Annotated in this window: 6 protein-coding genes and 1 pseudogene; 2 read left to right on the plus strand and 5 right to left on the minus strand. The window is 60.5% G+C overall.

The window, feature by feature from the left end:
* Positions 1 to 133 precede the first annotated feature (133 nt).
* Both AB1J88_RS07925 and AB1J88_RS07930 read right to left on the minus strand, forming a co-directional pair.
* Positions 134 to 493 (minus strand): DUF6124 family protein, encoded by a 360-nt coding sequence (locus tag AB1J88_RS07925; RefSeq protein ID WP_430290703.1) that lies wholly within the window; start codon positions 491 to 493, stop codon positions 134 to 136.
* Between the two features lie 137 nt (positions 494 to 630).
* On the minus strand, positions 631 to 1,002 hold the full coding sequence (locus AB1J88_RS07930; protein WP_222019211.1) for a DUF6124 family protein: 372 nt from the start codon (positions 1,000 to 1,002) through the stop codon (positions 631 to 633).
* A 541-nt stretch (positions 1,003 to 1,543) separates the two neighbouring features.
* On the opposite strand from AB1J88_RS07930, the gene AB1J88_RS07935 reads away from it, so the two are divergent.
* Together AB1J88_RS07935 and AB1J88_RS07940 are read left to right on the plus strand one after the other, a co-directional pair.
* Complete coding sequence (locus AB1J88_RS07935) at positions 1,544 to 2,326, plus strand: endonuclease/exonuclease/phosphatase family protein (RefSeq protein WP_041067024.1); 783 nt, start codon at positions 1,544 to 1,546, stop codon at positions 2,324 to 2,326.
* 195 nt (positions 2,327 to 2,521) lie between these two features.
* A pseudogene (locus tag AB1J88_RS07940) lies at positions 2,522 to 5,064 on the plus strand (autotransporter outer membrane beta-barrel domain-containing protein).
* Positions 5,065 to 5,179: 115 nt separating this feature from the next.
* Here the strand turns inward: AB1J88_RS07940 and glgB are convergent.
* The 3 genes from glgB to AB1J88_RS07955 form a co-directional block, all read right to left on the minus strand.
* A complete protein-coding gene (gene glgB / locus AB1J88_RS07945; RefSeq protein WP_430290704.1) occupies positions 5,180 to 7,411 on the minus strand; it encodes a 1,4-alpha-glucan branching protein GlgB in 2,232 nt (743 codons plus the stop codon).
* 2 nt (positions 7,412 to 7,413) lie between these two features.
* Positions 7,414 to 10,755, minus strand: a complete 3,342-nt coding sequence (treS, locus tag AB1J88_RS07950; RefSeq protein ID WP_430290705.1) for a maltose alpha-D-glucosyltransferase — start codon at positions 10,753 to 10,755, stop codon at positions 7,414 to 7,416.
* Positions 10,756 to 10,945: 190 nt separating this feature from the next.
* Entirely contained in the window at positions 10,946 to 12,943 is a 1,998-nt protein-coding gene (locus AB1J88_RS07955; RefSeq protein ID WP_430290706.1) for an alpha-1,4-glucan--maltose-1-phosphate maltosyltransferase, read from the minus strand.
* Positions 12,944 to 13,140: the final 197 nt, after the last annotated feature.

The following is a 13,140-nucleotide window of genomic DNA, read 5'->3' on the forward strand; positions in this document are numbered from 1 at the left end:
GACGGATTTATTTAATGACAATAGCAAGCAAGTTCACGCCTACAAGAAATCTTTGCCGGGTACTTAACCTGTGACCAACGCAGATCCCAAGCAGGCCTTCGCCTGCTCGCGATGTAACTACAACGGCTGGCGCCTAATCCTCTGGCACAACATTATCCAGCGCCTGATTCACCGCCAGCTCCCCCAGCATCACCACCTGCGCGATGCCCAACGCCGTATGACGGCTCGGCCCTTCGAGCGTGCCGGCGAAATCGCCGAGCATGACCGTGGCCGACGCCAGGGATTCGCAGGCGTTGGCCAGCAGCGATTCGGTATCGGTTTGCGGGTTGACCAGGAACATGCTGCTGGGGGTGTACGGTGTGGCCATGATGTGTGCGGGCGCGAGGTAATGGTCGAGGGCGCGTTCGGCGGCTTCGTGGAGTTTTCTGGAGTTGAGGGATTCGTACGGCGATACCGATTCTGTGATCGGCGGATTGGGTGGGGTTTCGGACATCAGTTGGAACTCCGATCGAGGCATTTTGAATGAATGATGACCTGTAGGAGCTGCCGCAGGCTGCGATCTTTTGATCCTGTTTTTAAACGCAACATCAAAAGATCGCAGCCTGCGGCAGCTCCTACAGGGATCCCCGACTATTGAGGCACGCGGCGGCCGTCCAGTACTCGGTTGACCATCAGTTCACTGAGCATGATCACCTGATGCAGCATCAGCATGGCCCGGCGCTGTGGGTGGTCGACGGTGTCGCTGATGTCGCGGGCCATGTCGCTGGCGGCGGCTAATGATTCGCAGGCTTCGACGAGCAAGGTTTCTTCGTCCACGGAGGGGTCGATGAGGAAGATTCTGTTCGCCTTGCATGACGAGGCTGAAGGGATCGAGATCTTCAGTGCGCCGGGGTTGAGGTAGAAATTGATGGCGCGGTCGGTGGCCGCTTTTATCTTCTGCGGGTCGAGGGCTGGGTCGTACGGGATTGAGGTGTCCGGGGGGTTGGGTGTGGCTTTGAACATGGATGAAACTCCGTATCGAGAATTAGGAGCCATCACCCTCGCTACCAAACGATGGGTGGCGGCCATGCGCGGGTTGGTAGACCGGTCGATACGGAACCCGGCGCTCACGAATGAGCCCCACGCATGCCCACCATAAAACTGAGCCCCAAAAAGAGGCTACATAAGGTGACGCCATACGACCGTACCGAAATGGGCTACCAAACCCGATCACTGTTTTCCAGTGACAGGGAAACGATAAGCCCAACGCATAGCCGTGTAAGCCGGCGGATTCTGGCGTACGCGTAGGTAACGGCGCAAGGCGTTGTAGCCGGTATGGCGTAACGGTTCGTGTACTTTAAACGTGGCTGCGGGTTTACGTTTATGTCCGAGGACTGCTCGGTTTTTTGATGTTGTCGGGTCGAGCGCCTTCGCGAGCAGGCTCGCTCCCACAGGTTTCCTGGCGGCTCGGGGGATTCGTGTTACGGCCTGAGGCATCTGGAAGGAACTGCCCGCGCACAGACCAGTCGCATGAACAGGAAGCCGTTTTTTCAGAGGAGTGAACGTGTCCAGCGATCCCGAGCGTCACGTCGTCGACGCACCCGTCATCCATCGCCTGCGCGTGCTGACGGTCAATACCCACAAGGGCTTCACCGCCCTCAATCGGCGCTTCATATTGCCGGAACTGCGCGAAGCGGTGCGCAGCACCTCGGCCGATCTGGTGTTTCTGCAGGAGGTAGTGGGCGAACACGAGCGCCATTCCAATCGTTACAACGAATGGCCGCAAACCTCGCAATACGAATTTCTTGCCGACAGCATGTGGAGCGATTTTGCCTACGGACGCAACGCGGTTTACCCCGATGGTCACCACGGCAATGCCCTGCTGTCAAAATACCCGATCCGCGAATACCGCAATCTCGACGTGTCGATCACCGGCCCCGAACGCCGTGGCTTGCTGCATTGTGTACTGGACGTGCCGGGCCACGCCGAAGTCCACGCCATCTGTGTGCACCTGAGTCTGCTGGAAAGTCACCGCCAATTGCAGTTGCAGCTGCTCTGCCAGTTGCTCGAATCCTTGCCCGAGGACGCGCCGGTGATCATTGCCGGTGACTTCAACGACTGGCAATTGCAAGGCAATGCCGCCCTCGCCCGCCGCGACTACCTGCACGAAGCGTTCGAACGCCACCATGGGCGTCCGGCCAAGACCTATCCAGCGCGTTTTCCATTGCTGCGCCTGGACCGCATCTACCTGCGCAACGCCAGCAGCCACGACCCGCAGATCCTCGGCAACAAACCATGGACGCACCTGTCGGACCACTTGCCGCTGGCGGTTGAAGTACATCTTTGATAGTTGCAACAAAACCGTCCGTCAGAACTGTTTGATCAGCGCAAAAAAACGACTAAACCTTAAAAAGCTGAAGGATCGGCACTTTCAAAACCTTAGGGTTCAGATCTCACGCAGTTCATAAACATCAGAGGCTTTTTAGATCAGGCACCCCTTCAAGGATGAATTTCCCTTTGGCTAACGCTGGGAATTGCCATCATGCGATCTATTACTGCTCTGAGGGCTTTGCCGTACACCTATATTTTGCCCGCGTCCCTTGCGCTGCTCGTCAGTACACCTGCCTGGTCGGCCTGTGTCTTGACGCCCGGCGCAGGTAACGACGTATATACCTGCGACAGTGGTATCAGCGGTCCCCTCACCGACGTCTCCGGTAACAACAGTCTTACCCTCCCCGTCAACGGCACCGGCCAGATCAATGGCAGCGTGACCTTTGGCGCTGGCACCGACCCTGTCGAAATCCATTCTGGTGTCATCACGGGCGCAATCAATCAAGGCGCGGGCATCGACGACTTCGTCATGACCGGTGGCTCACTCGGCTTTCTGGCCCAGGGCGACGGTCGCGACAGGTTTCTGATGACCGGCGGTACCATCGTTGCGGCGTTCGAAGACGGCGATGTCGCGCGCATGACCGGCGGCACCATCGGCCGCGTCGACATGAAACTCGACAACAATATTTTCGACCTGTCCGGCGGGCGGATCCTCGGCAACCTGGTCACCGGGTTCGGCTCCGATACCATCATCGTTTCCGGAGGCCGCATCGGCGGCAACATCAGTGTCAGCGGCGGTAACGACAGCATCACCGTGACCGGTGGCGAAATCGTCGGCGAGATCCGCGCCAGTGTTGGCGACGATACGCTGCTGTGGAGCGGCGGCGGAATCATCCGGTCGACGATCCTGATGGGCGACGGCAACGACAGCGCAACGCTGCAAATCTCGATGACACCGTGCTGACGCTGACACCCGACGTCGATGGCGGCGCGGGCAATGATGCCCTGACCTTCGACCACACCCGAACCGAGCTGTCCGGTCGTTTTACCAATTGGGAAACGATGAACTTGACTAACGACTCGCAACTGGACCTGGGGTCGAGCAGCCTGGTGCTTGGCGATGCCGTCAGCGGCAGCGGCGTACTCAACGTCGACGCCAGCAGTAGCGTGTTCTCGACCCAAGGCGCGGTGTCACCCGCCGTGGTCGGGCAAACCGTGACCCTCAACAATGCCGGGGTCATCGACCTGACCCGCAACAACAGTCGCACCGATGACACCCTGACCATCAACGGCAACTACGTCGGCAACGGCGGCCAGTTGTTGCTGCAGAGCGAGCTCGGTGCCGACGGTTCGCCCAGCGACAAACTGGTGGTCAACAATGGCAGCCTCAGCGGTAGCACTGTCATCCGCGTGACCAACATCGGCGGCCTCGGTGGATTGACCCAGGGAAACGGCATTCAACTAGTGCAAGCCCAAGGCTCCACCGTCAGTACCAACCATGCCTTCAGCTTCAGCGGTCCGGTGTCGGTCGGGGCTTACGATTATTATCTGTTCAAGGGGGGCGTCACTGCCGGCACCGAAAACAGCTGGTACCTGCGCTCCGCCGTCGTCGCACCGCAGGTAGTCAACGTGCCCAACACCGATCCGCGCCTGCCGCCGATTCTGGTACCGGTGGTGGCAACACCGATTGCTGCAGCGATCACACCCGTGGCACCCGCGCCAGATGAATCGGCGCCGCCGATCTTCAGCGCCAGTCTGCCTGTACTGCCAGCCGCCGTGGCAGGCGCCGCGCCGATCCCGATCTTTCGTCCCGAGGTACCGAACTGGTCGGTGCTTGCGCCCGCCGCCGCGCAACTGACCCTCAGCGCACTCGGCACGTTCCACGAGCGCCAGGGCGATCAGCGGCTGCTCGGCGAAACCGGTGCATTCAGCGCCGGTTGGGGTCGGGTCTACGGCAAGAATCTCGACCAGACCTGGGCCGGTTCCGTCACCCCACGTCTGAACGGTTCGCTCAACGGTTTCCAGGTCGGCAACGATCTATACAGCGCGCCAACATCCGCCGGCCAGACCCAACGTATCGGCCTGTTCGTCGGCCATAGCCGGATTCAGGGCGATGTCGACGGTTTCAACGAAGGCTTCGAAAACAACAGCGCGGGCAAAATCAAACTCGAAGGCGACAGTTATGGCCTGTACTGGACGCTGACCGATCCCTTCGGCTGGTACATCGACACCGTGGCGATGGGCACGCGTTTCGATGGCAATAACCGATCTGACCGCGGGCTCGAACTGGACAACCGTGGCCATGCGTTAACGCTTTCGGCCGAGGCCGGTTACCCGTTCGCGCTCAACGACACTTGGGTGGTCGAGCCACAGGTGCAGGTGATCCACCAGAAAATCTCTCTCGACAGCCAGGACGACGGCATCTCAAGGGTGTCATTCGATTCTGACGGTGCCTGGACCGGTCGCCTCGGCGCGCGACTCAGGGGCCATTACCAAATCAATGGTCTGCCAATGGAACCGTACCTGCGGGCCAACCTTTGGCACACTTTTTCCGGCACCGATTCAGTGACCTTCGATGGCACCGATACCATCAATAGCCAGCAAAAATCCTCCACCGCAGATATCGGCCTTGGCCTGGTGGTGACACTTGACCGTGCGGTGAGTGCCTATGCCAGCACCGATTACAGCAGCAACATCGACAGTAATGACTTGCGCGGACTGGCAGGCAATCTGGGGGTTCGCATCAGCTGGTAAGCGCCTTGACGCGGTGTGCCAATCGACGCCATCGCCAGCAGGCTAACTCCCACAGTTGCAATGCATACCCTGTGGGAGCCGGCCTGCTGGCGATTGCAAGCGACACGGTTGCCGATCAACCCTCCGGCTTGAGAATCAACACCGCCAGCGGCGGCAGATTCAGTTCCAGCGACAGCGACTGCCCATGGCTCGGCACCTCTTCGGTAAACGCCCCGCCGCCATTGCCATAGTTGGACCCGGCGTAGGTGTCGGCATCGCTGTTGAGCAATTCATTCCAGCGTCCGGCAAACGGCACGCCGACGCGGTACGACTGACGCGGCACCGGGGTGAAGTTGGCGACCACCAGCACCGGTTTGCCGTCCTTGCTCCAGCGCAGCCACGCGTACACGCTATTGATCGCGTCATCACCGATCAACCACTGGAAGCCCTGCGGCGCATCGTCCTGATCGTGCAGCGCCGGTTCTTCGCGGTACAGGCGATTGAGGTCGCCGACCAGTTTCTGCACGCCTTTGTGTTCCGAGTATTGCAGCAGGTACCAGTCCAGTTGCTGATCGTGGTTCCACTCGCGCCACTGGCCAAATTCGCAGCCCATGAACAACAGCTTCTTGCCCGGGTGAGTCCACATGAAACTCAGATAGGCGCGCAGGTTGGCAAATTTCTGCCAGCGGTCGCCGGGCATTTTGTCGATCAACGAGTGCTTGCCGTGCACCACTTCGTCGTGGGAGATCGGCAGGATGAAGCGCTCGGACCAGGCGTAAACCAGGCCGAAACTCAATTCATTGTGATGGTGCGCGCGATACACCGGATCCTGCTGGATGTAGTGCAGCGAGTCGTGCATCCAGCCCATGTTCCATTTGTAGGCGAAACCGAGACCACCCTGCTGGGTGCTCTGGCTGACGCCCGGCCATGCGGTGGATTCCTCGGCGATCACCAGCGCGCCCGGCGCCTCCAGCTCGACCACATCGTTCAAGTGCCGGAGGAAATCGATCGCCTCAAGGTTCTCGCGCCCGCCGTGGCGGTTCGGAATCCACTCGCCGGCCTTGCGCGAATAGTCGCGATACAGCATCGAGGCCACCGCATCGACGCGCAGGCCATCCACGTGAAAATGCTTCAACCAGTGCAGCGCTGACGCCAGCATGTAGCCGTGCACTTCGGTGCGCCCCAGGTTGTAGATCAGCGTGTCCCAGTCCTGATGGAAGCCTTCCAGCGGGTTGCCATATTCGTACAACGCCGTGCCGTCAAACTGCGCCAGGCCATGGGTATCGGTAGGAAAATGCGCTGGCACCCAGTCGAGGATCACGCCGATATCGGCGCGGTGGCAGGCGTCGACGAACTCACCGAACTGCTCCGGCGTGCCGTAACGGGCGCTCGGGGCGAATTGCGAGAGCAACTGATAACCCCAAGAACCACCAAACGGGTGCTCCATGATCGGCATCAGTTCGATGTGGGTGAAACCCAGTTCCTTGACGTAAGGAATCAAGCGCTCGGCCAGTTCCGGCCAAGTGTACTGGCGAGCGACTTCGCCCAGATCGTCCAGTTCGCACTGCCACGAGCCGGCATGCAATTCGTAGATCGACAGCGGCGCTGAATGTTTCTGCCGCTCGCGGCGGCCGTTCATCCAGTCCTGATCCTGCCAGTTGATTTGCAGCGGCGCGGCGACTTTCGACGCGGTGTCCGGCGGCAGACTGGTGGCCAGCGCCATCGGGTCAGCCTTCAGCGGCAGGATGCCGTGGGTGCCGAGTATTTCGTACTTGTACAACTCCCCTGCTTGCAGGCGCGGAATGAACAACTCCCAGACCCCGGACGGATGGCGCAGGCGCATCGGATGCCGGCGACCGTCCCACACGTTGAAATCACCGACCACCGACACTCGGCGAGCATTCGGCGCCCACACGGCAAAACGCACACCGTCGACGCCATCGACCGTGGTCAGTTGCGCGCCGAGGCAACTGCTGAGGTCGCGGTGATTGCCTTCAGCGAACAGATACAAATCCATTTCGCCGAGCAACTGACCGAAGCTGTAGGGATCTTCCGCCACTTGCTCGCCGCCGGCCCAGCGCGTGCGCAGCAGATAGGGCCGGGCCTGGGCGAAGTGCCCGACAAACAGCCCCGGGGTTTCGGTGGCGGCCAGTTCGCCACGTTCTTCACCGCTGTCCTTGTCCAGCACTTCGACTTTCAACGCACCCGGCAAATAGGCGCGGATGAACTGCCCGCCGGCACCATCACCGTGCGGGCCGAGAATGGAAAACGGGTCGTGATGTTCCGCACGTACCAACGCGTCGATGTCTTGCGCCGTCGGCAATAACGCTTCTTTAGCGTGACCCTGTTCCTTGTTCGAGACACTCATGACTACTCTCCACCAAGATCGGAAAAGGGTTTAAGCCCCGTCAATAACCCATACAAACCGTGCAACGGCACGGGCAGCCACGTGGGGCGATTTTCGGCTTCATAGGCCACTTCATAGGCCGCCTTCTCCAGGCCGAACAGCGCGAGCGCTGCGTCGGCACCCGCAGGATCCTGCCAGGCATGATCAAGACTAGCCGCCGCTTGGCGATATGCCTGAACAAATGCCTCGCGTGCCTCACGCAGGTAGCGCTCGGCAACCCGATGCCGGGCCGCTTCCGACTCCGCACTGTGATCGACGTTATGCACGTTGATGGTCATCGCCGCCGCGTAATCGAAGGACCGCAGCACGCCGCTGACGTCCTTGTACGGACTGTGTTTGCCGCGCCGTTCGTGCAGCGGCCGCGCCGGTTCACCTTCGAAGTCGATCAGATAGGCATCGCCCTTGATCACCAGCACTTGGCCCAGATGCAGGTCACCGTGGACCCGAATGCGCAGGCCGCCCACGGCTTTTTGCGCGAGCTCCTGCACATGGCCGAGGATGATTTTTTTGTTGTCCAGCAGCCGCGCGACCATTTTCTGATCCGCCGCGCTCAGATGACTTTGATGTTGCTTGAGCAGCTTCAACGCATGCTCGACCTGCGCGGCAACGTCCTTGCCGGTGGCTTGGGCGTCTTTGGCGCTGGTGGTTTGCGGGGCGAAATCGGGATTGTCGCTCGGCGCCGCGAGCACTTGATGCATTTCGCCCAGACGCTGGCCGAGCATGCCGGCAAAGTCCTTGAGCTCGCCGAGGGCGTTGTAATGCTGTTCCTGCTCGGACATGGCGTCGGCCAGTTCATCGCGCAGCGCCCGTTCGAGGTTGTTCTGCGTCCATTCCCAGGCATCGCCCTGATTGCTCAGATAGCCTTGGGCGATCATCAGCAGATTGTCTTCGCCTCGGGCATCACGGCGAATCACCGAACCCAGCAGCGGCGAGATGTTCTCGAACCCGGCCTCGGTCAGGTAGGCGCTCATTTCCAGCTCCGGGTGCACCCCCGAGGCGACTTTGCGGATCAGTTTCAGCACCAGACTATTGCCGATCACCACCGAACTGTTCGACTGCTCGGCCGACAGATAACGCACCTCGGATTCAGCGCCGAGGCCAAGTTTTTCCAGCTGCGCGGTCGGCGTGAAACGAATCTCGCCCTGTTCGGAGTTAAGCACGGTGCTGCTCTGCATGCCGTGCAGCACGGCGTGCACAAACGTTTCGAGGCTGAACGCATCAGTGATCAGCCCCACCTGACGTCCGCGGCGTACCCGGGACAAGGCCAATTGCTGCGGCAACGCCGCCCCGACCTGGTCTTCCGAAATAAACCCGAACGGCAGTTGATAACGGCTGGTCTGCCCGGCGCTGGTGACTTCGATCTCACTGAGCAGCACCGGATGCTGCGCATCGCCAAAACGCACACCGTAGGCCAGATTGACCTGCTCGATGGCCGCGTCCTTGCCGGCGAACCAGCGGCGGTTCTGCAGCCAGCTCGGCAAGACGCTCTGCTCCAGAGTGTTGCGGGTCGGCGCTTCAAGCAGTTCTTCCATGCGTTTTTTCAGCACCAGCGTGGTGAAGTCGGGCAGGCTCTGCGCCGGTTCGACGTGCCAGCTCGGCATCTGGTTTTCCGCCGCGAGGGCGAACCAATAGAAGCCATACGGCGCCAAGGTCAGCAGGAAGTTCAACTGGCCGATGGGCGGGAACGCGTTACCGCCAAGCATCTCCACCGGGACCATGCCGACGTACGCAGAAAGATCCAGCTCCGCCGCTTGCGCGCTGCGCGAGACGTTGGCCACGCAAAGAATGATTTCGTGCTTGCCGTCAGCGTCGGTGAACTCGCGGGTGTAGGCCAGGATGCGTCGGTTGCTCGGCGAGAGCATCTTCAGCGTGCCGCGCCCGAAGGCCTTGGACTGCTTGCGCACGGCGAGCATGCGCCGCGTCCAGTTGAGCAGCGAATGCGGATCACCGGCCTGGGTTTCGACGTTCACCGACAGGTAACCGTATTGCGGGTCCATGATCGGTGGCAGCACCAGGCTCGCCGGATCGGCGCGGGAGAAACCGCCGTTGCGGTCGATCGACCATTGCATCGGCGTGCGCACGCCGTCGCGGTCGCCGAGGTAGATGTTGTCGCCCATGCCGATTTCGTCGCCGTAATACAGGGTCGGCGTGCCGGGCATCGACAGCAGCAGGCTATTGAGCAGTTCTACGCGGCGGCGGTCTCGCTCCATCAATGGTGCCAGACGCCGACGAATGCCAAGGTTGATCCGCGCGCGACGGTCAGCGGCGTAGTAGTTCCACAGGTAATCGCGCTCCTTGTCGGTGACCATTTCCAGCGTCAGCTCATCGTGATTGCGCAAGAAAATCGCCCACTGGCAATTGGCAGGAATTTCCGGGGTTTGCCGCAGAATGTCGGTGATCGGGAAGCGATCTTCCTGGGCCAGCGCCATGTACATGCGCGGCATCAGCGGGAAGTGAAAGGCCATGTGGCATTCGTCACCGTTGACGCCCTCGGCATCGGTGTCGCCGAAGTACAGCTGAGTGTCTTCCGGCCATTGGTTGGCCTCAGCCAGCAGCATGCGGTCCGGGTAATTGGCATCGATCTCGGCACGGATCTGCTTGAGGACGTCGTGGGTCTCGGGCAGGTTTTCGTTGTTGGTGCCGTCGCGCTCGATCAGGTACGGAATCGCGTCGAGACGCAGACCGTCGATGCCCATGTCCAGCCAGTAGCGCATCACCGACAGCACGGCTTTCATCACTTGCGGATTGTCGAAATTCAGGTCGGGCTGGTGCGAATAGAAACGGTGCCAGAAGTACTGGCCGGCGACCGGGTCCCAGGTCCAGTTGGACTTTTCGGTGTCGAGAAAGATGATTCGGGTGCCGTCGTACTTCTGATCGTCATCCGTCCACACATAGAAGTCCCGCGCCGCCGAGCCGGGTTTGGCCTTGCGCGCCCGCTGGAACCACGGGTGCTGATCGGAGGTGTGGTTGATGACCAGCTCGGTGATCACCCGCAAGCCACGTTTGTGCGCCTCGGCGATAAAGCGCTTGGCGTCGGCCATGGTCCCGTAGTCGCTGTGCACGCCGCGGTATTCGGCGATGTCGTAACCGTCATCGCGGCGTGGCGACGGGTAGAACGGCAACAGCCAGATGGTGTTGACGCCGAGTTCGGCGATGTAATCGAGTTTGGCGATCAGGCCGGGAAAGTCGCCGATTCCGTCGTTGTTGGAGTCGAAAAACGATTTGACGTGAACTTGATAGATCACCGCATCCTTGTACCAGAGCGGGTCTTTGATGAAGGTGGCTGCCTTGGGTTTCTTCGCCATGTGAAACTCCTGTTCAGTTCTGTCAGACCACACGGTTGCCCTGTGATGAGGGGCTCTGTGGTGAGGGGATTCATCCCCGATGGGCTGCGAAGCGGCCCTGCTTTTATTCAGTTTTACGCGGTTGTTTTTTGTGGCTGCTGCGCAGCCAGTCGGGTATAAATCCCCTCACCACAAGTTTTTGAGCAAGGTCTTACGCGGCAGTAATCCGCCAAATCCCGAACGGCTGGTACGCCGGATCGATGCGCATGAACTGATACTTGCCGTGCCAGTCCCAGCGATGCCCGTTCATCAAGTCTTCACCGTGGGTGGTTGCGTCGTCGGGCAGGCCCATCTCCCACAGCGGCAATTCGAAATTGGCTTCCTGCACGTTGTGCGGATCGAGGCTCACCGCCACCAGAATGAAATTGCTGCCGTCAAAGCTGCGCTTGCCGAAGTACAGAATGTTGTCGTTCCAGGCGTTGTAGATTTTCAGGCCCAGGTGCGTGTGCAGCGCCGGGTTCTGTCGGCGGATGCGATTGAGCTGGGCAATTTCGGCAATGATGTTGCCGGGTGCATTGAAGTCGCGGACGCGGATCTCGTACTTCTCCGAATCGAGGTATTCCTCCTTGCCGGGCACCGGCGCCGACTCGCACAGTTCATAACCGGAATACATGCCCCACAGGCCCGACCCCATGGTCGCCAGCGCCGCGCGAATGAGAAAGCCCGGACGCCCCGACTCATGCAGGAACGCCGGGTTGATGTCCGGCGTGTTGACGAAGAAATTCGGCCGGTAGCATTCGCGCCATGGCGACTCGTTGAGCTCAGTGAAGTAGGTCGCCAACTCGGACTTGGTGTTACGCCAGGTGAAATAGGTGTAGCTCTGGCTGTAACCGACCTTGCCCAGCCGCGCCATCATCGCCGGCGTGGTGAACGCCTCGGCGAGGAAGATCACTTCCGGGTGCAGCGCCCGCACATCGGCAATCAGCCATTGCCAGAACGGCAGCGGCTTGGTGTGCGGATTGTCGACGCGAAAGATCTTCACGCCTTCGTTGACCCAACCGACCACGATATCGCGCAGCTCGACCCACAGACTGGGGATCGCGTCCGGCGCATAGAAGTCGACGTTGACGATGTCCTGGTATTTCTTCGGCGGGTTTTCCGCGTATTTGATCGTGCCGTCCGGGCGCCAGTTGAACCAGCCCGGATGCTGCTTGAGCCACGGGTGATCCTGGGAACACTGGATGGCGAAATCGAGGGCGATCTCCAGACCATGCTCAGCGGCGGCGGCAACCAACCGGCGGAAGTCTTCGCGGGTGCCGAGCTGCGAGTGAATCGCTTCGTGCCCACCCTCCTCGCTCCCGATCGCGTATGGGCTACCGGGATCCTCGGGACCTGCGGTCAGGGAATTGTTGCGACCCTTGCGATGGGCGCGGCCGATGGGGTGGATCGGCGTGAAATACAACACGTCAAAACCCATGTCCTGAATCATCGGCAGACGCGCGTGCACGTCGTTGAACGTGCCGTGACGGTTGGGATCGTCGGTGATCGAGCGCGGAAACAGCTCATACCAACTGGCAAACTCGGCCAGTTCCCGTTCAACATCCACCGGGAATTCGGCACTCAAGCTCAGATAGGCACGGTGATCGGCCTGCGCCATCAATTGCGCACTGCGCGAGTGCAGGAACAGCGCCACCTGCTCGGTTTCGAGCAGGCCGGACAATTCATGATGCAGTGCGGCGAGTTGTTCGCTGAGCTGACCGTCGCTGCGCTCGGCGGCCTGCTGCACCATGGTGCGGCCTTCCTGCAGTTCGAGCGACACCGGGACGGCGGCGTTGTGCTTTTTCTCCAGTTCGTACTGGAAACTGGCGAAGTGATCGATCCACGCTTCGATGCAATACAGGTAGCGACCCTGGCGTTCGGGACGAAACTGCCCCTGCCAACTGTTATTGCCCAGCTCGTTCATCACCTCGCTGTGCCAGCTCTCTTCGCCCTCCGCACGCCAGCGGATGCGCACCGCCAGCTTGTCGTGGCCGTCGGCAAAGACCTTGCTGGTGACGATCACGTCACGCTCGACGATCGACTTGACGGCAAACTGCCCGCCATCGAGGGTCGGCATGGTGTTTTCGATCACGATGCGCGGCAGCAGCAACGCCTGCGACAGCGGCATGTGCGGGTTGTAGCTCTGCTCTGAAGGTTTTTCAGCGGACATCGAGCCTCTCTCCTTTACGCCCCAAGGACGCTCTTGTGCCGGATCCGTGTCCACAAGGAGGCACCGGCCCCGACATGAACTCACTTAGGTTCCGAGCGACCGGCGCGGGGAAAAGTTCACAGGGATTTGCCTGGGCAAAAAAGCGGATCGAATTCGCCAGCAGGTGGTCAATCCACTTAAGCACTTCTCACGCCATG

Source organism: Pseudomonas sp. S8 (assembly GCF_050473925.1).
GTDB classification, from domain to species: domain Bacteria; phylum Pseudomonadota; class Gammaproteobacteria; order Pseudomonadales; family Pseudomonadaceae; genus Aquipseudomonas; species Aquipseudomonas parakoreensis.

Excerpts from the sequence above, each read along its gene's own strand:
- AB1J88_RS07930 (WP_222019211.1), bottom strand. The coding sequence starts at position 1,002 with ATGTTCAAAGCCACACCCAACCCCCCGGACACCTCAATCCCGTACGAC.
- AB1J88_RS07955 (WP_430290706.1), bottom strand. The coding sequence starts at position 12,943 with ATGTCCGCTGAAAAACCTTCAGAGCAGAGCTACAACCCGCACATGCCG.
- glgB (WP_430290704.1), bottom strand. The coding sequence starts at position 7,411 with ATGAGTGTCTCGAACAAGGAACAGGGTCACGCTAAAGAAGCGTTATTG.
- AB1J88_RS07925 (WP_430290703.1), bottom strand. The coding sequence starts at position 493 with ATGTCCGAAACCCCACCCAATCCGCCGATCACAGAATCGGTATCGCCG.
- treS (WP_430290705.1), bottom strand. The coding sequence starts at position 10,755 with ATGGCGAAGAAACCCAAGGCAGCCACCTTCATCAAAGACCCGCTCTGG.